General features: G+C 65.0%; 21 protein-coding genes. 6 read left to right on the forward strand and 15 right to left on the reverse strand.

Annotation, left to right across the window (positions count from 1 at the left end; all coding sequences use genetic code 11):
• Positions 1-66 precede the first annotated feature (66 nt).
• On the reverse strand, positions 67-828 hold the full coding sequence (locus tag ACI2KK_RS06550) for a YdcF family protein (protein ID WP_404668321.1): 762 nt from the start codon (positions 826-828) through the stop codon (positions 67-69).
• A 125-nt stretch (positions 829-953) separates the two neighbouring features.
• Positions 954-1,268 (reverse strand): hypothetical protein, encoded by a 315-nt coding sequence (locus tag ACI2KK_RS06555; RefSeq protein ID WP_217841630.1) that lies wholly within the window; start codon positions 1,266-1,268, stop codon positions 954-956.
• Between the two features lie 240 nt (positions 1,269-1,508).
• Here ACI2KK_RS06555 and leuS point away from each other — a divergent pair, with 240 nt between their 5' ends.
• The 5 genes from leuS to ACI2KK_RS06580 all read left to right on the forward strand — a co-directional run bounded on the left by leuS (position 1,509) and on the right by ACI2KK_RS06580 (position 7,586).
• Positions 1,509-4,115 carry a leucine--tRNA ligase gene (gene leuS, locus ACI2KK_RS06560; RefSeq protein ID WP_404668322.1) on the forward strand — a complete coding sequence of 869 codons (2,607 nt, stop codon included), beginning with the start codon at positions 1,509-1,511 and terminating at the stop codon, positions 4,113-4,115.
• 58 nt (positions 4,116-4,173) lie between these two features.
• A complete protein-coding gene (lptE, locus tag ACI2KK_RS06565; protein ID WP_404668323.1) occupies positions 4,174-4,779 on the forward strand; it encodes an LPS assembly lipoprotein LptE in 606 nt (201 codons plus the stop codon).
• A gap of 37 nt (positions 4,780-4,816) precedes the next feature.
• A complete protein-coding gene (gene holA, locus ACI2KK_RS06570) occupies positions 4,817-5,854 on the forward strand; it encodes a DNA polymerase III subunit delta (RefSeq protein WP_404668324.1) in 1,038 nt (345 codons plus the stop codon).
• A 192-nt stretch (positions 5,855-6,046) separates the two neighbouring features.
• Complete coding sequence (gene arfA / locus ACI2KK_RS06575) at positions 6,047-6,211, forward strand: alternative ribosome rescue factor ArfA (RefSeq protein ID WP_404668325.1); 165 nt, start codon at positions 6,047-6,049, stop codon at positions 6,209-6,211.
• A 61-nt stretch (positions 6,212-6,272) separates the two neighbouring features.
• Positions 6,273-7,586: a lytic murein transglycosylase gene (locus ACI2KK_RS06580; RefSeq protein WP_404668326.1), complete on the forward strand. Its 1,314-nt coding sequence runs from the start codon at positions 6,273-6,275 to the stop codon at positions 7,584-7,586.
• Positions 7,587-7,725: 139 nt separating this feature from the next.
• On the opposite strand, the gene ACI2KK_RS06585 is transcribed toward ACI2KK_RS06580, so the two are convergent.
• The 13 genes from ACI2KK_RS06585 to ACI2KK_RS06645 all read right to left on the reverse strand — a co-directional run bounded on the left by ACI2KK_RS06585 (position 7,726) and on the right by ACI2KK_RS06645 (position 20,208).
• Entirely contained in the window at positions 7,726-8,664 is a 939-nt protein-coding gene (locus ACI2KK_RS06585; protein ID WP_404668327.1) for an LD-carboxypeptidase, read from the reverse strand.
• Positions 8,665-8,801: 137 nt separating this feature from the next.
• A complete protein-coding gene (gene lipA, locus ACI2KK_RS06590) occupies positions 8,802-9,818 on the reverse strand; it encodes a lipoyl synthase (RefSeq protein ID WP_404668328.1) in 1,017 nt (338 codons plus the stop codon).
• A gap of 2 nt (positions 9,819-9,820) precedes the next feature.
• Positions 9,821-10,468, reverse strand: coding sequence for a lipoyl(octanoyl) transferase LipB (gene lipB / locus ACI2KK_RS06595; protein WP_404668329.1), 648 nt, complete (start codon positions 10,466-10,468; stop codon positions 9,821-9,823).
• The gene (locus ACI2KK_RS06600; RefSeq protein WP_011535839.1) at positions 10,468-10,743 is read right to left on the reverse strand and encodes a DUF493 domain-containing protein; all 276 of its coding nucleotides are present in this window, start codon (positions 10,741-10,743) and stop codon (positions 10,468-10,470) included. The genes lipB and ACI2KK_RS06600 overlap by 1 nt, the downstream gene beginning before the upstream one ends.
• A 73-nt stretch (positions 10,744-10,816) precedes the next feature.
• Entirely contained in the window at positions 10,817-11,977 is a 1,161-nt protein-coding gene (locus ACI2KK_RS06605; protein ID WP_217841621.1) for a D-alanyl-D-alanine carboxypeptidase family protein, read from the reverse strand.
• 270 nt (positions 11,978-12,247) lie between these two features.
• Positions 12,248-13,246 carry a septal ring lytic transglycosylase RlpA family protein gene (locus ACI2KK_RS06610; RefSeq protein WP_404668330.1) on the reverse strand — a complete coding sequence of 333 codons (999 nt, stop codon included), beginning with the start codon at positions 13,244-13,246 and terminating at the stop codon, positions 12,248-12,250.
• Positions 13,247-14,257: a lytic murein transglycosylase B gene (gene mltB, locus ACI2KK_RS06615; protein WP_404668331.1), complete on the reverse strand. Its 1,011-nt coding sequence runs from the start codon at positions 14,255-14,257 to the stop codon at positions 13,247-13,249.
• Positions 14,258-14,274: 17 nt separating this feature from the next.
• A complete protein-coding gene (gene rodA, locus ACI2KK_RS06620) occupies positions 14,275-15,378 on the reverse strand; it encodes a rod shape-determining protein RodA (RefSeq protein ID WP_217843511.1) in 1,104 nt (367 codons plus the stop codon).
• 38 nt (positions 15,379-15,416) lie between these two features.
• Positions 15,417-17,315, reverse strand: a complete 1,899-nt coding sequence (mrdA, locus tag ACI2KK_RS06625; protein WP_217841618.1) for a penicillin-binding protein 2 — start codon at positions 17,313-17,315, stop codon at positions 15,417-15,419.
• A 16-nt stretch (positions 17,316-17,331) separates the two neighbouring features.
• Positions 17,332-17,799, reverse strand: a complete 468-nt coding sequence (gene rlmH / locus ACI2KK_RS06630; protein ID WP_023631106.1) for a 23S rRNA (pseudouridine(1915)-N(3))-methyltransferase RlmH — start codon at positions 17,797-17,799, stop codon at positions 17,332-17,334.
• 9 nt (positions 17,800-17,808) lie between these two features.
• Positions 17,809-18,231: a ribosome silencing factor gene (rsfS, locus tag ACI2KK_RS06635; protein ID WP_404668332.1), complete on the reverse strand. Its 423-nt coding sequence runs from the start codon at positions 18,229-18,231 to the stop codon at positions 17,809-17,811.
• A gap of 44 nt (positions 18,232-18,275) precedes the next feature.
• Positions 18,276-18,935: a nicotinate-nucleotide adenylyltransferase gene (nadD, locus tag ACI2KK_RS06640; RefSeq protein WP_404668333.1), complete on the reverse strand. Its 660-nt coding sequence runs from the start codon at positions 18,933-18,935 to the stop codon at positions 18,276-18,278.
• Between the two features lies 1 nt (position 18,936).
• Positions 18,937-20,208: a glutamate-5-semialdehyde dehydrogenase gene (locus tag ACI2KK_RS06645; protein ID WP_404668334.1), complete on the reverse strand. Its 1,272-nt coding sequence runs from the start codon at positions 20,206-20,208 to the stop codon at positions 18,937-18,939.
• A 295-nt stretch (positions 20,209-20,503) separates the two neighbouring features.
• Between ACI2KK_RS06645 and ACI2KK_RS06650 the strand changes: the two genes are divergently transcribed.
• Positions 20,504-21,190 carry a DNA-3-methyladenine glycosylase gene (locus ACI2KK_RS06650; RefSeq protein WP_217887574.1) on the forward strand — a complete coding sequence of 229 codons (687 nt, stop codon included), beginning with the start codon at positions 20,504-20,506 and terminating at the stop codon, positions 21,188-21,190.
• Positions 21,191-21,193 lie beyond the last annotated feature (3 nt).

Consider the following 21,193-nt stretch of genomic DNA (forward strand, 5'->3'; position numbering starts at 1 on the left):
CGCGGGGCAAGCCCGCTCCCACGCCTGTGCGCGAAACGTGGGAGCGGGCTTGCCCCGCGATGGCCGTCAATAGAACACCCGATACCCCACCAACCCCACCGCCTCGTTCAACAACTGCGCGTTCTGCCACACCGCCCGGCTTTCCGGGATCAACCCGGCAAACGGCCGCGCATGGTCGCGCCCGAGAAAGCCCACTGGTGCCGTCACCACCTCGAACCCGGCCCGCTCGAAGCTCCAGCGCGCGCGCTGCATGTGCCAGGCCTGGGTCACCACCACCACCCGGCGAACACCCTGCGGCAACAGCAATGCCGCGCTCATCTCGGCGTTCTCCCAGGTAGTGCGGCTGGCCTGCTCCTTCCACTTCACCGTCACGCCGAAGTCCTGCTGCAGACGGTCGGCCATCAGTTGCCCTTCGCTGGGCGGGGTGCCGTAGTGCAGGCCGCCACTGGTCAACACCGGCAAGCCCGAGGCCTTGGCCAGCGCAGCGGCATAACGCATGCGCTCCAGCGCCATGTAGCTGGGCTGGTCGGCGCCATCCCAGGCCAGGTCGCCGCGCTCACGCCCAGCCCCCAGTACCACGATGGCATCGGCGCGGGTCGCAAGGCTCGCCCAGTCGCCAGCGGCCAGGGCAGGCTCTGTTTCCAGGCGCCGCGCGGCCTGCTCCACCACCAGCGGCAGGCTCATCAGCAGCAACCCGCCAAGCCCCAGGCAAAAGCAGCCAAGGGCCAGGCGCGGATGACGCAGGCGCAGCCACCAGGCAGCCAGCAGCAGCAAGATCAGGATGCCCGGGGGCATCAACCATTGTTTGATGAAAAAACGCAGCGGCATTGCACACCCTCCTGGAAGGCATGCAGCCTATGAGGAACGGCGCCGGGCCTCAAGGGGCGGCCGGCGCCGGACACTGCAGGGTATTGAAAAACCGGCGCGAAACCCGCGCCTGCAAACCTGAACGGCTAACGGGATGGCAGCGTCCTGGCGCTTGCTGGGGCGGTGTTGCGCTTGCGGTCCTTCAGCCAGATGATCCGGGCCGAGGACGGTTCCGGTTGCGGGTAGGCACCGGCGCTGGCATGACGGCCTTCCGGGAGGGTTTCCAGGTAGGCCTTGATCACCTCGAACTCGGCATGGCTCAGGCCACGCAACTCCAGCTCAGCAGGCATCTCGTCGCGCAATCGTACCGAGGTTCTGGCCACTTCCAGTGCCAGGCCCAGGCGGTCGATCAGGCGTTCATAAAGCTCCGGTTTGTTAACGGTAAGTTGCGACTCTCCCATCCGTACACCTCATTGAAGGTCAGAATATCTCCCCCCACAAATGAGCTTAGCGTCGCTGCAAAAAGCAGCCGAACGCCGCGACCAACGGCCCGCGCGCCGGGTGGCGCAATCTAAGGTTTCCCACGATACACGGCGCTCATGTATGCTACGGCGTTCACTCTATCGACACCGCAGTGCCGGTCGCAGCGAGCTTGCCCGGCCTGTGAACAGGGTCTTTTCTCTCTCAGTAAAAAAGTAGCCATGCACGAACAATACACGCCCCGTGATATCGAAGCCGCCGCCCAGTCTTTCTGGGACGAGCAACAGTCGTTCGCTGTTACCGAACAGCCAGGCAAGGACACCTACTACTGCCTGTCGATGTTCCCGTACCCGAGCGGCAAGCTACACATGGGGCACGTGCGCAACTACACCATCGGCGACGTGATTGCCCGCTACCAGCGCATGCTGGGCAAGAACGTCCTGCAGCCGATGGGCTGGGACGCCTTCGGCATGCCGGCAGAAAACGCCGCCATGAAGAACAACGTCGCACCGGCCAAGTGGACGTACGAAAACATCGACTACATGAAGACCCAGCTCAAGAGCCTGGGCCTGGCCATCGATTGGGCGCGTGAAGTCACCACCTGCAAGCCGGACTACTACCGCTGGGAGCAGTGGCTGTTCACCCGCCTGTTCGAGAAAGGCATCATCTACCGCAAGAACGGTACCGTGAACTGGGACCCGGCGGACCAGACCGTGCTGGCCAACGAGCAGGTCATCGACGGCCGCGGCTGGCGTTCGGGCGCGCTGATCGAGAAGCGCGAAATCCCGATGTACTACTTCCGCATCACCGACTACGCCGACGAGTTGCTGGAAAGCCTCGACGAGCTGCCGGGCTGGCCTGAACAGGTCAAGACCATGCAGCGCAACTGGATCGGCAAGTCCCGCGGCATGGAAGTGCAGTTCCCCTACGACGTGGCCAGCATCGGCCACGAGGGCACGCTGAAGGTCTTCACCACCCGCGCCGACACCCTGATGGGCGCCACTTATGTGGCCGTCGCCGCCGAGCACCCGCTGGCTACCCAGGCCGCCCAGGGCGACGCCGCGCTGCAAGCCTTCATCGAAGAATGCAAAGGCGGCAGCGTTGCCGAGGCCGACATGGCCACCCAGGAGAAGAAGGGCATGCCCACTTCCCTGTTCGTGCAGCACCCGCTGACCGGCGAAAAACTGCCGGTGTGGGTCGCCAACTACGTGCTGATGCACTACGGTGATGGCGCCGTGATGGCCGTACCAGCCCACGACGAGCGCGACTTCGAGTTCGCCCACAAGTACCAACTGCCGGTCAAAGCCGTGGTACGCACCAGCGCCGGTGACGAAGTCGGCAGCGAGTGGCAGGACGCTTACGGCGAGCATGGCCAACTGATCAACTCCGGCGAATTCGACGGCCTGGACTTCGCCGGCGCCTTCGACGCCATGGAAGCTGCGCTGATCCGCAAGGAACTCGGCAAGTCGCGCACCCAGTTCCGCCTGCGCGACTGGGGCATCAGCCGCCAGCGCTACTGGGGCTGCCCGATCCCGATCATCCACTGCCCGTCCTGCGGCGACGTACCGGTACCGGAAGACCAGTTGCCGGTCACCCTGCCGGAAAACGTGGTGCCGGACGGCGCCGGCTCGCCACTGGCGCGCATGCCCGAATTCTATGAGTGCACCTGCCCGAAATGCGGCACTGCGGCCAAGCGCGAAACCGACACCATGGACACCTTCGTCGAGTCGTCCTGGTACTTCGCCCGCTACGCCTCGCCCAACTACGAAGGTGGCATGGTCGACCCGAAAGCGGCCAACCACTGGCTGCCGGTAGACCAGTACATCGGTGGTATCGAGCACGCCATCCTGCACCTCTTGTACGCGCGGTTCTTCCACAAGCTGATGCGCGACGAGGGCCTGGTCACCTCGAACGAGCCGTTCAAGAACCTGCTCACCCAGGGCATGGTGGTTGCCGAAACCTACTACCGCGTAGCCAGCAACGGCGGCAAGGACTGGTTCAACCCGGCCGACGTCGAAATCGAGCGTGACGCCAAAGCCAAGATCATCGGCGCGCGCCTGAAGACCGACGGCCTGCCGGTCGAGATCGGCGGCACCGAGAAGATGTCGAAGTCGAAGAACAACGGCGTCGACCCGCAGTCGATGATCGACCAGTACGGTGCCGACACCTGCCGCCTGTTCATGATGTTCGCCTCGCCGCCTGACGCCAGCCTTGAGTGGTCCGACTCCGGCGTCGAAGGTGCCAGCCGCTTCCTGCGCCGTGTCTGGCGCCTGGCCCAGGCCCACGTGGCCCAAGGCCTGCCGGGCCAGCTGGACAGCGCTGCGCTGAGCGATGAGCAGAAGGTCATCCGCCGCGCCATCCACGCCGCGATCAAGCAAGCCAGCACCGATGTGGGCCAGTACCACAAGTTCAACACCGCCATCGCCCAGGTGATGACCGTGATGAACGTGCTGGAAAAGGCCCCGCAAGCCACCGCCCAGGACCGCGCCCTGCTGCAGGAAGGCCTTGAAGCCGTGACCCTGCTGCTGGCCCCGATCACCCCGCACATCTCCCACGAGTTGTGGCAGCAACTGGGCCACGAGCAGGCGGTGATCGACGCCAACTGGCCGAGCGTTGACGAAAGCGCGCTGGTGCAGGACACCGTGACCCTGGTGGTTCAGGTCAACGGCAAGCTGCGTGGCCAGGTAGAAATGCCTGCCGCCGCCAGCCGCGAAGAGATCGAGGCCGCCGCCCGCAACAACGAAAACGTCCTGCGCTTCACCGACGGCCTGGCCATTCGCAAGGTCATCGTCGTGCCAGGCAAACTGGTCAACATCGTCGCCAATTGATGGCAGCGCCCGCCCACGCACCTGGGCGGGCGTATCTGGCCCACGAGGGAGCTACAACATGATCAAACGCAATCTGCTGGTAATGGGCCTGGCCGTGCTGCTCAGCGCCTGCGGTTTCCAGCTGCGCGGCACCGGTGACAACGAAATCTCCATTCCCGAGATAAACCTCACTGCCCGCAACGCTTACGGCGAACTCGTCACCCAGCTGCGCCGCACGCTGGAAAACAGCGGCGTCAAGGTTCACAGCGGCGCGCCGTACACCCTGGTGCTGGCCAATGAGCAGGACGACCAGCGCGCGGCCACCTATGCCCGTGCTTCGCGTTCGGCCGAGTACGAGCTGAGCACCACCCTTGAGTATGTGATCAAGGGCCATAACGACACCGTACTGCTGCAGGACCAGATGGAAATCCGTCGCTACTACGTGCGCGATGGCAACAACGTCACTGCCGGTAGCCAGGAAAGCGAACAGATCCGCCGCGAAATGCGCCGCGACCTGGCCCAGTCGATGATTATCCGCCTGCAGCAGCTCACCCCTGCCCAGCTCGAAGAGCTGCAAGCCAAAGCCGACGAGCGCGCCAAGGCCGAAGCACGCGCCCAGGAAGAAGCCCAGCGCATTCAGGACGAGACGCCTCAGCAGTCGCCACTGGAAATCCCGGCTCAGTGAGCCTGAACGGGGCACCTGAGGTGCCCCGCCTGCCCTTATGAAACTCGCCCCCGCCCAACTCAACAAGCACCTGCAAGGCCCGCTGGCACCGGTCTATATCGTCAGCGGCGACGACCCGCTGCTGTGCCAGGAAGCCGCCGACGCCATACGCGCTGCGGCGCGCCAGCAAGGCTTCGACGAACGCCAGGTGTTCAGCGCCGACGCCAACTTCGACTGGGGCAACCTGCTGCTGGCCGGCGCCAGCCTGTCGCTGTTCGCCCAGCGCCGCTTGCTGGAGCTGCGCCTACCCTCGGGCAAACCCGGCGACAAGGGCGCCGCAGCGCTGATGGAGTACTGCGCCAACCCGGCAGAAGACACCCTGCTGCTGATCAGCCTGCCCAAGCTCGACGGCAGCGCGCAAAAGACCAAATGGGGCAAGGCGCTCATCGAAGGGCCGCAGTGCCAGTTCATCCAGATCTGGCCGGTGGATGCCCAGCAACTGCCACAGTGGATCAACCAGCGCCTCTCCCAAGCCGGGCTGTCCGCCCAGCGCGACGCCGTCGACCTGATTGCCGCCAGGGTGGAGGGCAACCTGCTGGCCGCCGCCCAGGAAATCGAAAAGCTCAAGCTGCTCGCCGACGGCAACCAGATCACCGTCGAGACGGTGCAGGCGGCAGTGGCCGACAGCGCCCGCTTCGACGTGTTCGGGCTGGTCGATGCCATCCTCAACGGCGAGGCCGGGCATGCCTTGCGCATGCTCGAAGGGCTGCGTGGCGAGGGTGTCGAACCCCCGGTAATCCTCTGGGCCCTGGCCCGTGAGCTGCGCTTGCTGGCGGGGCTTGCGCAGCAGTTCAGCCAGGGCGTGCCGCTGGACAAGGCGTTCAGCCAAGCCCGCCCACCGGTATGGGACAAGCGTCGCCCATTGGTCAGCAAAGCCCTGCAACGCCTGTCGGCGCAGCGCTGGGCCATGCTGCTGCAGGATGCCCAGCGTATCGACGCGCAGATCAAGGGCCAGGCCGAAGGCTCGCCCTGGACCAGCCTGGCGCGGCTGTCGCTGCTGATGGCCGGGCAGCGGCTGGCCTTGCCCGCAGAATGACCTCGCCTTTGTAGGAGCCGGCTTGCCGGCGATGAGGCCGCATCAGGAGGTCGATGCACCGGCTGCGCCGGTGATCGCCGGCAAGCCGGCTCCTACAGGTCGTGCGCACCCACCATAAATACAATCAATTGGCCGCTGTGAGCTCACAGGCTTACAGTGCCGCCCGAAATCCACCCCCACCGGGAACCTCCCATGAGCAAAAAAGCAAAGCCGAACGGCCCCAACAAAGCCAAGTCCATCGTCGCCCAACCCCTGTTCCGCTGCCGCCAGGAACGGGCCGAAAAAGGCAAAGGCAGCTACCGCCGCGAAGCCTTCCAATCGAGAGATTGGGAGGCTTCTTCCTTTATGGCGGCATGAAAGGCATGAAAAGCGCAGGCATGGTATGGTCGGCACCTGACCTGCAATTCTGGATCTGTGCATGCCCTCTCGTCTCACTCTGCGCTGGCAACCTCGCCAGCTGATCGCCGCCACCAGCTTCATCCTCCTCGTCGCCTGCGCGGAAAAACCCACCGCCGCCGACGCTCTGCCGCTGGCTCCCGCCCAGCCCGCCCCAGTGGTTACCCTGCCCGGCAGCACAGCCGACGTCAGCACCGAAATCCAACCGCTGCAAACCTTTGCCCAATGGCAGGCAGGCTTCCGTCAACAGGCCCTGCAAGCCGGTATCGACGCCAACCTGTTCGACCGCGCCTTCCTCGGCGTCACCCCGGACATGGACGTGATCAAGGCCGACCGCAGCCAACCCGAATTCGCCCGCCCGGTCTGGGAATACCTGGACGGCGCGCTGTCGCCGCTGCGGGTGCGCAACGGCAAGAAACTGCTCGAGCAAAACGCCGAACTGCTGACCCGCATCGAACAGCGCTACGGCGTCGATCGCCAGGTGCTGGTGGCGGTGTGGGGCATGGAGAGCAACTTCGGCCAGTTCCAGGGCAACAAGTCGGTGATCCGCTCGCTGGCCACCCTGGCCTACGAAGGCCGTCGCCCGCAGTTCGCCCAGGACCAGCTGATTGCCGCCCTGCAGATCCTGCAAAACGGCGATATCCAGCCCGATGCCATGCGCGGCTCCTGGGCCGGGGCCATGGGCCAGACCCAGTTCATCCCCACCACCTACCTCACTCACGCCGTGGACTTCGACGGCGACGGCCGCCGCGATATCTGGGGCAGCACTCCGGATGCCCTGGCCTCCACTGCCCACTACCTGCAAAGCTCGGGCTACAAGCGCGGCCAGCCCTGGGGCTTCGAGGTGCAAGTGCCGGCGGGCTTCGACTGGTGGCTGGCCGACGGCAGCCAGCGCAAGAGCGTCAGCGAATGGCTGCAACTGGGCGTGACGCTGCCCACCGGCACGCAACTGCCGGCCAACAGCAGCCAGCTGTCCGCTGCCCTGCTGCTGCCGGCTGGAGCCCGCGGCCCGGCGTTTTTGGTGCTGGACAACTTCCGCGCCATCCTCAAGTACAACAACTCGTCGTCCTACGCCCTGGCGGTCAACCTGCTGGGTGACCGGTTCTCCAACTGGGGCTTCATCGCTGGCAGCTGGCCGAAGGACGACCTGCCGCTCAGCCGCAGCGAGCGTATCGAGTTGCAGACCCTGCTCAATGCCAATGGGCATGAGGCGGGCAACCCTGACGGCATTATCGGTGCCAACACCCGCAAAGCCATCCGCAATGCGCAGCAGGCGCAGGGCTGGCCGGCCGATGGCTACCCGACGCACAAGCTGCTCGACAGCCTGCGCCGCTGAAAACGCATCAACTGTAGGAGCGGCCTTGTGTCGCGAACGGGGCGCGTAGCGGCCCCAAAATATCTGCATCATGCAAAATTGCCGGGGCTGCTTCGCAGCCCTTTCGCGACACAAGGCCGCTCCTACAGGGGATCGGCCCTCAGGCCTTGAACAAATCCTGCTGCAACACCAGCTCCTGCCGATCGGCATTCAACGTTACCTGCGCTCCCAACGGCAGGCACACATTAGGGTCGCAATGCCCGCTGCGCCACCCGGCCACTACCGGCACCCCTAGCGGGACGAAGATGTCCTGCAACAGCGGCGTCATGGCAGCCACCGTCACCCCGGCAAAATCCCCCACCAGCACACCCTTGACCCCTTCCAGCTTGCCGGCAAGACGCAGTTGCGTGAGCAATCGGTCGATGCGGTACAGCGGCTCGTTGACGTCCTCGATGAACAGGATGCAGCCCTGGGTATCGATCTCGGCCAGGGTACCCTGGGTCGCCCCGAGCATGGACAGGTTGCCGCCCATCAGCCGGCCACTGGCCACGCCAGGCAGCACGGTGGTCAGCGGATAGGCCGCCGGGTGAGCGATGCGCGCGCCCGCCCCGACCTGCCCGCCCAGCTGCTCCAGCAGCGAGCTGATGGTCGGCTCCAGCTTGCCACCAAGCAGGTCGGCGTTGAGCATACCGCCGTGGAAGGTCACCAGCCCGGTATGCCGGTTGATCGCCGTGTGCAGGGCGGTGATGTCGCTGTACCCCACCAACGGCTTGGGGTTGCGGCGGATCAGGTCGAAATCCAGGCCATCGAGCAGGCGCATGCTGCCGTAGCCACCGCGCATGCACAGGATGGCGTCGTTTGCGGGGTCGGCGAAAGCGTCGTGCAGGTCCTGCAGGCGCTGCTGGTCGCTACCGGCCAGGTAGCCCTGGGCCTGGGTCACTCCCGGGTAGAGCCGGCACTGGTAGCCGCGCCGCTCGAACCACCCTTGCGCCTTGCCGGTATCCAGCCGGGCCGGGCCTGCCGGGGCGACGATGGCAAAACGGGCGTTGTTCGGCAGCGCACTCAGCAGCGGCGTGTCGCGGGTTTCTGGGCAATTCATCGGGCAACTCCTTGCAAGTTCAGGCGCGACAGCCTGGCCTACGGCATCGCACCTGCCCACGGGGAAACACTCCCCCACAAACAAAAATGCCGATGCCGCCTCTCAGCGCGCATCGGCATGTTCATCTCAAGCCCCTGTCAGAGCTTGATCTTGGCCTCGTGCGCTTGCTGGTCAGCGTGGTACGACGAACGCACCAGCGGGCCCGAGGCGACGTTCTTGAAGCCCATCTTGTAGCCTTCCTCGGCGAACCAGGCGAAGGTGTCCGGGTGCACGAAGCGCTGCACCGGCAGGTGGCTGCGCGACGGCTGCAGATACTGGCCGAGGGTGAGCATGTCGATATCGTGCTCGCGCATGCGGTGCATGACCTCGATCACCTCTTCATCGGTTTCGCCCAGGCCCAGCATCAGGCCGGACTTGGTCGGTACATGCGGGACCATCTGCTTGAATTTCTGCAGCAGGTCCAGCGACCAGTCGTAGTCCGAACCCGGGCGCGCGGCCTTGTACAGGCGCGGTACGGTTTCGAGGTTGTGGTTGAACACGTCCGGCGGGGTCTGCGCGGTGATTTCTAGGGCCACGTCCATACGGCCGCGGTAGTCCGGCACCAGGGTTTCCAGCTGCACGCCCGGCGACAGCGCGCGGATTTCGCGGATGCAGTCGGCAAAGTGCTGGGCGCCGCCGTCACGCAGGTCGTCGCGGTCCACCGAGGTGATCACCACGTACTTAAGACGCAGGTCGGCGATGGCCACAGCGAGGTTTTTCGGCTCGTCCAGGTCCAGCGGCTTCGGCCGGCCGTGGCCGACGTCGCAGAACGGGCAGCGACGGGTGCAGATATCACCCATGATCATGAAGGTGGCGGTACCACCGGAGAAGCACTCGCCCAGGTTCGGGCAGGAGGCCTCTTCGCACACGCTGTGCAGCTTGTGCTTGCGCAGCAGTTGCTTGATGCGGTCGACTTCCGGCGAAACCGGAATGCGCACGCGGATCCAGTCGGGTTTTTTCGGCAGGTCTTCGGTGGGGATGATCTTCACCGGGATGCGCGCGACCTTTTCGGCGCCGCGCAGCTTCACGCCGGCTTCCACTTTCTTCGGGGCCGGACGCGGGGTGACGTCTTGCGTCGGGATCAGGTTCGGCACGGCTTCTTGCACAGTTGTCATATTCAGTCGATTCCGCCCGTGAGGGTCGTCTGCTCAGCATAGTCGAGGTGCTTGACCAGCTGTCCGCGCAGCCTTGTCCTGACCTCGTCGAGTTCGATCGGGCCTGCCAGGTCACGCAGCTGGGTCATGGCCAGCCCCGCATACCCACAGGGGTTGATTCGGCGGAATGGCGCAAGGTCCATGTCCACGTTCAGGGCAAGGCCGTGGAACGAACGGCCGTTGCGAATTCGAAGGCCAAGTGACGCGATCTTCGCGCCATCGACATAGACACCCGGCGCATCGGCCTTGGCTGCAGCCTGCACGTCGTAACTGGCCAGCAACTCGATCAGCGTACGCTCGATGCGGCTGACCAGTTCGCGCACGCCAAAGCCCAGGCGGCGCACATCCAGCAGCAGGTAGGCGACCAGTTGGCCGGGGCCGTGGTAGGTGACCTGGCCGCCGCGGTCGGTCTGCACCACCGGGATGTCGCCGGGCACCAGCAGGTGCTCGGCCTTGCCGGCCTGGCCCTGGGTGAACACCGCCGGGTGTTCCACCAGCCAGACCTCGTCTTGCGTGTCCGGGCCGCGTTGCTCGGTAAAGCGGCGCATGGCCTCCAGCACCGGTTCATAGGGCTGCAGGCCAAGTTCGCGAATACCGAGGCAAGCGCTCATCACAGCACCATTTTCACGATGCCGGTGGCACGCAGGGCGCTGTTGATGTCGTGCAACTGGTTCTCGCTTTCGGCGACGATATGCAGTTGAACGGTGGTGTACTTGCCTTCCTTGCTCTGGCGCTCGGCCAGCGTCGACAGGTCGACCTTGGCGTGCTTGCTGAGGATCTCGATCACGGTGTCGCGGAAACCGACAACGGTATCGCCGATCACCTTGATCGGGTAGTCCTCGCAGGGAAATTCGATCTTGTGCGACTTGACGTCTTCTTCGCTCATGGCGGTAACGGCCTCGTAAGCCGTGGCAGCAGCAATGCCCCCGCCTGGTTCACGGGGGCATGCAGGTCACGTATCAGTTGAACAAACCATAGAAGAACAGGCGGATGCTGTCCCACATACGGCGGAAGATTCCACCTTCCTCGACGCCGTCGAGGGCGATCAGGTCGGCGCTGTGGACCACTTTCTCGTCCAGTTTGACTTCCACTTTACCGATCACGTCACCTTTGGCGATGGGTGCGGTCAGTTGCGGGTTCATGGTCATCGAAGCCACCAGACGTTTAAGCTGGCCTTTAGGCAGGGTCATGGTCAGGTCGTTGGCCAGGCCCGCTTTAACCTGCGAGGTGGCGCCCTTCCAGACCGGAGCCTGGGTCAGCTCGGTGCCCTTCTGGTAGAAGGTCTGGGTTTCGAAGAAGCGGAAGCCGTAGGTCAGCAGTTTTTGCGTTTCGGCGGCACGGGCCTGTTCGCTGTTGGTGCCGAAGACCACCGCCACCAGGCGCTGGCCGTCACGGACGGCCGAGGCCACCATGCAGTAGCCGGCTTCTTCAGTGTGGCCGGTTTTCAGACCGTCGACGGTCTTGTCACGCCACAGCAGCAGGTTGCGGTTAGGCTGCTTGATGTTGTTCCAGAAGAACTCTTTCTGCGAGTAGATCGCGTAGTGAGCCGGGTCTTCGTTGATGATCGCGCGCGCCAGCAGGGCCATGTCGTGGGCCGAGGAGTAGTGCTCCGGGTTCGGCAGGCCGGTCGGGTTCATGAAGTGGCTGTTGCTCATGCCCAGGTCGGCGGCGGTCTTGTTCATCATGTCGGCGAAGGCGTCTTCGCTGCCGGCGATGTGCTCGGACAGGGCGACCGAGGCATCGTTGCCGGACTGGATGATGATGCCGTGCAGCAGGTCGCTGACGGTGACCTGGCTGCCGACCTTGATGAACATGCGCGAACCGCCGGTACGCCAGGCGTTTTCGCTGACGGTCACCGGGTCGTTCTCGCCGATCTGGCCACGACGGATGTCCAGGGTGGCGATGTAGGCAGTCATCAGCTTGGTCAGGCTGGCTGGCGGCAGGCGCTCGTCACCGTTGTTCTCGACCAGCACGTTGCCGCTGGACGCGTCCATCAGTACATAGGACTTGGCGGCCAGTTGAGGTGGTGCCGGCATCATCTGCTCTGCTGCGAAGGCAGCAGGCGTGATCATCAGCAGAACGGGCAGGCAAAGTCGTTTGGCAAGGTTGGTGATGTTCATCCGTCTCTCGTAAATCGCTAATGGTCTGATGTTCCGTGGGCCACTTCGTGTGCCCGACGCCCCGTCAGTCTGGTTATACGGCCAATGGCCTGGCCCATTTAAGGTGCGGCGTAATGCCGCTATGGGCAAAAGCGGGCATTGTACATGGCAAAGCCCGGTAATTCATGAACAAACCGACAGGTCGGCGTGCTCTGCTTCGCGGGTAAGCCCGCTCCCGCAGCGATCGAAAACCCTGTAGGAGCGGGCTTGCCCGCGAAGAATGCAACGCGGTCAGTCAGTGACAACCTTGGCCTGCCCCAGGTTCGCCAGGCGAATGCTGTCCTGGGCCTGCTGGATCTCGCCCTGGCTGTTGATCGGCCCCAGGCGCACGCGGTGCAGGGTCTGCTGGTTACGCACGATGGAGCTGATGAACACCGGCGCACTGACCATGGTGCTGAGCTTGGAGCGCAGCAGTTCGGCGGCGTCCGGGTTGGCGAAGGCGCCCACCTGCAGGAAGCTGCCACCGGCGCTGGCCGGCACGTTGTTGCCCGACACCTGCACCGGTACCACTGGCGCTGCGTGCTGCTGGGCCGGCGGGGTCCATTGCTCGACCCGGCCGGTGCTGGCGGCAACCGGCTGGGCCTGGGCCACTTGCGGCTCCTTGAGCATCAGCGGCTGCTGCTGGCCACGATCGGCCCACCACTGCTGCGGGTCGATGCCCTCGACGCGCACGTGGGCGGTGCCGATCTCGGCGTAACCGAGCTTTTTCGCCGCAGCGTACGACAGGTCGATGATGCGGTCGGAATAGAACGGGCCACGGTCGTTGACCCGCAGGATCACGCTGCGCCCGTTGGCCAGGTTGGTCACCCGCACGTAGGCCGGCAGCGGCAGGGTCTTGTGCGCCGCGCTCATGCCGTACAAGTCGTAGAGCTCGCCGTTGGCGGTGTTCTGGCCGTGGAACTTGGTGCCGTACCACGACGCGGTGCCCTCGGCGCGGTAGTTGCGCGAGTCCTGCATCGGGTAGTAGGTCTTGCCCAGCACCGTGTACGGGTTGGCCTTGTAGTTGCCGGTGTGCACGGTCGGGGTGGCGTCGGGGATCTTGTTGACGTCGACATCCCACCAGGGCGCGCCATCCTTGTGGGCGCGGTTGATGTCCAGGCCCGGCTGCGAACGCACCGCGTTGCCGGTGCTTTGCGAGGTCGGGCGGCTGGACGAGCAACTGGCCAGCACCAGGCCGACGGCCACGCAGGTCAGCAGTTTGAAGCTATTGGCTGTGAAGAACTCGCGCATTTATTTGACGCCCCGTGCCTGAACCAGCTGTTCCGATAGCTGATGCACCGCCATGGCATACATCACGCTGCGATTGTAGCGAGTGATCGCGTAGAAATTCTTCAAGCCCATCCAGTACTCGGGGCCGTTTTCGCCTTCCAGGCGGAAGGCGGTGACCGGCAGATCATCGCGCAGCGCATCATGACTCGACCAGCCCAGCGCCCGCAACTCTGCCACGGTCTTGACCGGCTCGATACCCGTGGTCAGGCCCTCGTCGGCACGCTCGCCACGCACCATGGCGCGGCTGACCACCGGCTCCCCGGCCACCCAGCCGTGGCGCTTGAAGTAGCTGGCGACACTGCCGATGGCATCGTCCGGGTTGTTCCAGATATTGATGTGGCCGTCGCCGTCGAAGTCCACCGCGTAATTACGGAAGCTGCTCGGCATGAACTGCGGCAGGCCCATGGCGCCGGCGTAGGAGCCCTTGAGCGTCAGCGGGTCGAGCTGCTCTTCACGGGCCAGCAAAAGGAACTCGCGCAGCTCCTTGCGGAAGAACTCGGCCCGTGGCGGGTAGTCGAAGCCCAGGGTCGACAGGGCATCGATCACCCGGTAGTTGCCGGTATTGCGCCCAAAGAAAGTCTCGACGCCGATGATCGCGACGATGTACTGCGCCGGTACGCCGTATTCCTGCTCGGCGCGGGCCAGAACGGCCTCGTGCTGGCGCCAGAAGTCCACGCCGCGGGCGATGCGCGCGTCGGTGATGAACATCGGGCGGTATTCTTTCCAGGGTTTGACCCGTTCGGCCGGCCGCGAAATGGCATCCAGTATCGCCTGCTTGCGCTGCACCTCGCGGAACACGCCCATCAGCTGCTCACCGGCAAAGCCGTAGTCACGGGTCATCTCGCCGACGAACTCGGCCACCTGGGGCGAGCCGTCGTAATCACCGGCCGTGGCCTGCTGGACAGCGCCGAACAGGCTTACCGCGCCGAGCCACGGCGCACAACGGGCAGCCCAGTTACGCACTGCTTGCATGAAATTCTTCACCTTTTTCAAACCTGTGCGATCCATTTGCGGTGCGTGTGGATCGACATCAAAACGCCAAACGCTGACAGCAGCGTCACCAACGAAGTTCCGCCATAGCTGATGAAGGGCAGCGGCACGCCCACCACGGGCAGAAGGCCGCTGACCATCCCGATATTGACGAACACATAAACAAAGAAAGTCATGGTCAGGCTGCCCGCCAGCAGTTTGCCGAACAGGGTCTGTGCCTGGGCGGTGATCATCAGGCCGCGGCCGATCAGCAGCAGGTAGATGATCAGAAGCAGGCAGATGCCCACCAGGCCGAACTCCTCACCCAGCACGGCGATGATGAAGTCGGTGTGGCTTTCGGGCAAAAAGTCCAGGTGCGACTGGGTGCCCAACAGCCAGCCCTTGCCGAACACCCCGCCCGAGCCGATCGCCGCCTTGGACTGGATGATGTTCCAGCCGGTGCCCAGCGGGTCGCTTTCCGGGTCGAGGAAGGTCAGTACCCGTTGCTTTTGGTAGTCGTGCATGACGAAGAACCACATCGCCACCGCCACCGGCACCGCGGCGGCGATTACGCTGATGATCCAGCGCCAGCGCAGGCCGCCCATGAACAGCACGAAGGCGCCGGAGGCGAGAATCAGCAGTGCGGTGCCCAGGTCAGGCTGGCGCACGATGAGAATGAACGGCACGCCGATCAGCACCAGGCTGATGGCCACGTGCTTGAGGTGCGGCGGCAAGGTGCGCTTGGACAGGTACCAGGCGATGGTCGCCGGCATGATGATCTTCATGAACTCCGAGGGCTGGAAGCGGATCACCCCGGGGATGTTGATCCAGCGCGTGGCGCCCATGGCGTTGTGGCCCATCACGTCCACCACCACCAGCAGCAACACCCCGGCCAGGTAGGCCAGCGGCACCCAGCGGGCCATGAAGCGCGGCTCCAGCTGGGCGATGATGAACATCGACACCAGGCCGATGCCGAACGAGCTGGCCTGCTTCATCAGCAGGTCCCAGTTCTTGCCGCTGGCCGAATACAGCACGAACAGGCTGCCGGCGGCGAGGGTCAGCAGAATGAGCAGCAAGGGGCCGTCGACATGGATGCGCTGCAGGAAGCTGGCGCGCCTGCGCATCACGTCCTCGCTGGAGAGCATGCGATCGAAATTGTTCTTCACGGGGCCGTTTCCTGAGCGACTGTGGCGGTGCCGGGCTCTGCCTTGAGCAGGCCGTTCTCGTCGAGCAGCCAGGCATCCATGACCTGACGCATCACGGGGGCAGCGACACGGCCACCCGCCTCGCCGTTTTCGATCATCACCGAGATCACGATCCTGGGGGCCTCGGCAGGCGCAAAGCCGACGAACAGGGCATGGTCGCGGTGACGCTCCTGGACCTTGTTGCGGTCGTACTTCTCGCCCTGCTTGATGGCGACCACCTGGGCGGTACCGCTCTTGCCGGCAATGCGGTACTGCGCGCCGGCGGCGGCGGCCCGCGCGGTACCGCGGGCGTTGTGCATCACCTGTTCCATGCCATGGGTGACCTTGTTCCAGTCGGACGGGTCACGCAGCACGATGTCATCGATGGGGTTTTCGTCCACCGGGGGCTGGCCCTCGATGGTCTTGGCCAGGTGCGGGCGCATCCATTTGCCTTTGCTGGCGATCAACGCGGTGGCCTGGGCCATTTGCAACGGGGTGGCCTGCATGTAGCCCTGGCCGATACCGAGAATCAGCGTTTCGCCCGGGAACCAGGCCTGGCGGCGCGTGGCGCGCTTCCATTCGCGGGTCGGCATCAGGCCTGCGGACTCCTCGAACATGTCCAGCGCCACTTTTTGCCCCAGGCCGAAGCGGTTCATGTAGCTCGACAGCCGGTCGATGCCCATCTTGTGCGCCAGGTCGTAGAAGTAGGTGTCGTTGGAGCGCATGATCGCCAGGTCCAGGTCGACCCAGCCGTCACCGCTGCGGTTCCAGTTACGGTACTTGTGGTCGTAGTTGGGCAACTGATAGTAGCCGGGGTCGAACACCCGGCTGCTGGCATTGACCACGCCGCTGTCCAGGCCGGCAATGGCCACCGCCGGCTTGATGGTCGAGCCTGGTGGATAGAGGCCGCGCAGCACGCGGTTGAACAGCGGGCGGTCGATCGAGTCGCGCAGCTCGGCATAGGCCTTGAAACCGATGCCGGTGACGAACAGGTTGGGGTCGAAGCTTGGCTGGCTGACCATCGCCAGCACCTCGCCGGTGCGCGGGTCCAGCGCCACGATGGCGCCACGCCGCCCGCCCAGGGCCTGTTCGGCAGCCTCCTGCAGCTTGATGTCGAGGCTCAGCACAATGTCTTTGCCAGGCTTGGGGTCGGTGCGCTTGAGCACCCGCAATACCCGCCCGCGGGCGTTGGTCTCGACCTCTTCGTAGCCCACCTGGCCGTGCAGGTCGTCCTCGTAGAAGCGCTCGATGCCGGTCTTGCCGATATGGTGGGTGCCGCTGTAGTTCACCGGGTCCAGTGTCTTCAGCTCTTTTTCGTTGATACGCCCCACGTAACCCACCGAGTGGGCGAAGTGCGCACCCTGCGGGTAGTGGCGCACCAACTGCGCCGCCACCTCGACACCCGGCAGGCGGAACTGGTTCACCGCAATGCGGGCGATCTGCTCTTCGTTGAGCTCGAACAGGATCGGCACCGGCTCGAACGGCCGGCGCCCCTGCTTCATGCGTTTTTCGAACAGCGCGCGGTCGTCGGGGGTCAGTTCCAGCACCTCGACGATCACATCCAGCACTTCCTGCCACTTGCCGGGGTTGCCGGCGCGCTCGCGGGTCATCACCAGGCTGAAGCTGGGCCGGTTGTCGGCGACGATCACCCCGTTGCGGTCAAAGATCAGCCCGCGGGTCGGCGGAATCGGCTGCACATGCACCCGGTTGTTCTCCGACAGCGTCGAGTGATAGTCGTACTGGATGACCTGGAGGAAATACAGCCGCGCAATCAGCACGCAGATCAGCAGCATGATCGCCACCGCGCCCACGACGACGCGGTTACGCACCAGGCGGGCGTCTTTCTCGTGGTCCTTGAGGGGGATCTGCTGCGGCATCGGCGGGCTTACAGGTTCATTTGTGGTAGGGGTGCCCGGACAACACGGTCCAGGCGCGGTAGATCTGCTCGCCGATCAGTATCCGTACCAACGGGTGCGGCAAGGTCAGCGGCGACAGCGACCAGCGCTGTTCGCTGCGCGCACAGACCTCCGGTGCCAGCCCTTCCGGGCCGCCCACCATCAGGTTGACCGTACGCGCGTCCAGGCGCCAACGGTCCAGCTCGCCCGCCAGTTGCTCGGTGCTCCAGGGCTTGCCATGGACCTCGAGGGTGACGATGCGTTCCCCGGGCTGCACCTTGCTCAGCATCGCCTCGCCCTCCTGACGGATCAGGCGGGCGACATCGGCATTCTTGCCACGGGTGTTCAGCGGGATTTCCACCAGCTCCAGCGCAAGCTCAGGGGGCAGGCGCTTGGCATATTCATGCCAGCCTTCCTCGACCCACTTGGGCATGCGCGAGCCGACCGCGATCAGGCGCAGGCGCACGGCGCTTCCTTATTCCCGGTCTTTGAGCTTGTCGGTGAAGTAGTCGCTGGCGTTTTCCGGGCTGTGGTGCTTGGCATCGGCGGCACGGCTCTGCTCGGCACCCAGCCACAGGCGCTCCAGGTCGTAGAACTGGCGGGCTGCGGCGGTCATCATGTGCACGATGACGTCGTTCAGGTCCAGCAGCACCCAGTCGCTGTCGCCCTTGCCTTCTTCGCCCAGGGGCTGTGCGCCCTTGGCCTTGACGGCTTCACGGACCTTTTCCAGCATCGCGTTGATCTGGCGGTTGGAGGTACCGGTGGCAATGATCATGTAGTCGGTCAGGCTGTGCTTGTCGCGCACGTCGATGACCTGGATGTCCTGGGCCTTGACGTCTTCCAGCGCGGCCTTGGCCAGCTCGACCAGTTCTTCGCCATTGATTTTCTGCTTGGTCATATAAAACTCGTTCAACTCATTGATTGAGGCGCCAGCCGGCGCCGTCAGTTGGACGCACGGTACAGGCCGTGCGCCTCGATGTAGGCCAGTACTGCGTCCGGCACCAGATACCGAACCGACTTGCCACTGGCCAGCAGCTGTCGGATCTGCGTGGCGGACACCGCAAGCGGGGTCTGCCAGACGAACGAAATGTGCCCCGCCGGGCCGGACATGGCGGTGGGATCGCTCTGTGAACGGGCTGCCAGCAAATTGCGCAGCTCGTCAGGGGGTTCTACGTCGGCATCCGGGCGTTGCAGCACCAGGATGTGACAGTGTTGCAGCAATTCTTCCCAGCGGTGCCAGCTGGGCAAACCGCAAAAGGCATCCCAACCCAGCACCAGGTACAGCTGGTCGTGGGGGTTCAGCTCGCCGCGCACCGACTCCAGCGTGTCGATGGTGTACGACGGTTTGTCGCGGGCAAGCTCGCGGGCGTCGACGCTCAGGCAAGCCACCCCTTCGACCGCGCTGCGCACCATGGCCAGCCGGTCCTCGGGCGCCACCTGCGGGGTGTCGCGGTGCGGCGGGCGGGCGTTGGGCAGCAGGCGCAGTTCGTCCAGGCGCATGAACTCGGCCACTTCCAGCGCGCTGCGCAGGTGGCCGATATGCACCGGGTCGAAGGTTCCGCCAAGAATGCCGATGCGCCGGACTGCCGCAGCCTTGCTCAACTCAGCAGGACTCCTGGCCGCGCAGCTGGCCGTCGCCGATCACCACGTACTTCTCGCAGGTCAGGCCTTCGAGGCCCACCGGGCCGCGGGCGTGCAGCTTGTCGGTGGAGATGCCGATCTCTGCGCCCAGGCCGTACTCGAAGCCGTCGGCGAAGCAGGTCGGGGTGTTGAGCATGACCGACGCCGAGTCGACCTCGGCCATGAAGCGCCGGGCCTGGCCCTGGTGCTCGGTGATGATCGAGTCGGTGTGGTGCGAGCCGTAGTGGTTGATGTGCTCGATGGCCTGGTCCAGGCCGTCGACCACGCGAACCGACAGGATGGCGTCGAGGTATTCGGTGTGCCAGTCGTCTTCGCTGGCAGGCTTGGCGTCGACGATCGCCCGGGTGCGCTCGCAACCGCGCAGCTCGACGCCCTTCTCGACGAAGCGGCGGGCCATCTCGGGCAAGAAGCCCTCGGCCACGCACGCATCCACCAGCAGGGTTTCCATGGCGCCGCAGATGCCGTAGCGGTAGGTTTTGGCGTTGAATGCCACGCGCCAGGCCTTGTCGAGGTCGGCGTGCTGATCGACGAACACATGGCAGATACCGTCCAGGTGCTTGATCACCGGCACCCGCGCGTCGCGGCTGATGCGCTCGATCAAGCCACGGCCGCCACGGGGGACGATCACGTCGACGAACTCGGGCATGCTGATCAGCGCGCCCACCGCTTCACGGTCGGTGGTCTCGACCACCTGCACCACCGCCGGCGGCAGGCCGGCCTCGGCCAGGCCACGCTGGATGCAGGTGGCGATGGCGCGGTTGGAGTGGATGGCTTCGGAGCCGCCACGCAGGATGGTGGCGTTGCCCGACTTGAGGCACAGGCTGGCAGCGTCGATGGTCACGTTCGGGCGCGACTCGTAAATGATGCCGATAACCCCCAGCGGCACGCGCATCTTGCCGACCTGGATGCCCGACGGGCGGTAGCTCATGTCACGGATGGCGCCGACCGGGTCCGGCAGGCTGGCCACCTGGCGCAAGCCGGTGATCATGCCGTCGATGCGCGCCGGGGTGAGTGCCAGGCGGTCGAGCAGCGCCGGCTCCAGGCCGTTCTTGCGGCCGTTGGCCAGGTCCTGTTCGTTGGCTGCGGTGAGCGCGTCGCGGGCGGCGTCCAGCGCGTCGGCGGCGGCCTGCAGGGCGCGGTTCTTCTGCGCGGTGCTGGCACGCCCGATCACGCGCGAGGCCTCGCGGGCGGCGCGACCCAGGCGGGTCATGTAGTCAAGAACGGACTCGGTCATGGGCTCGGTGTCTTGGCAAAGGGGAAATCGGCTGATTATAACTGGCGCGCCCCGGTACGCCCAGCGGCGGGTGGCGGATGGTAGAAAATGGCTGGAAGTAATGTGTAGGAAAGATGTAACTACCAGTATCGGAATTGTCCGAGCCGGATCCAGCCCTTCGCGGGTAAACCCGCTCCCACAGGGGTTGCGCAGGCCCTGTGGGAGCGGGTTTACCCGCGAAGAGGCCACCGCGATTCAGCCTCGATTAAGCCATTCATTGCTATCATCCCCGCCTTCATCACCACGAAGCGCCCGCATGCCAGCCCCCTGCCCCGCCCGCGCCCTGCCCGACAGCTTCTTCGACCGCGATGCGCAGACCCTCGCCCGCGACCTGCTGGGCAAGGTCATCCGCCACCGCCACGGCAACCTGTGGCTGGCAGCACGCATCATCGAAACCGAGGCCTACTACCTGACCGACAAGGGCAGCCACGCCTCGCTCGGCTACACCGAAAAGCGCAAGGCGCTGTTCCTCGACGGCGGGCATATCTACATGTACTACGCCCGTGGCGGCGATTCGCTGAACTTCAGCGCCCAGGGCCCGGGTAACGCGGTGCTGATCAAGTCGGCCTACCCCTTCACCGATGCCCTCAGCGACGAAAACAGCCTGGCGCAGATGCAACTGAACAACCCCGACGCCAGCGGCGCGCTGCGCCCGCCCGAGCGCCTGTGCAACGGCCAGACCCTGCTGTGCCGGGCCATGGGCCTGAAGGTGCCGCACTGGGACGCGCAGCGCTTCGACCCCGAGCGCCTGTACGTCGAGGACTGCGCCATTCAAGTGCCGCGGGTGATCCAGGCAGCGCGGCTGGGCATCCCCCATGGCCGCGACGAGCACCTGCCGTACCGCTTCGTCGATGCCGACTACGCGCGCTTCTGCACCCGCAACCCTTTGCGCCGCGGGCAGGTCGAAGGCCGCGACTTCTTCATTCTGGAACAAGGAAACTGACCC

The sequence above is a fragment of the Pseudomonas sp. NPDC089406 genome, assembly GCF_044900265.1.
GTDB classification, from domain to species: Bacteria; Pseudomonadota; Gammaproteobacteria; order Pseudomonadales; family Pseudomonadaceae; genus Aquipseudomonas; species Aquipseudomonas fakonensis.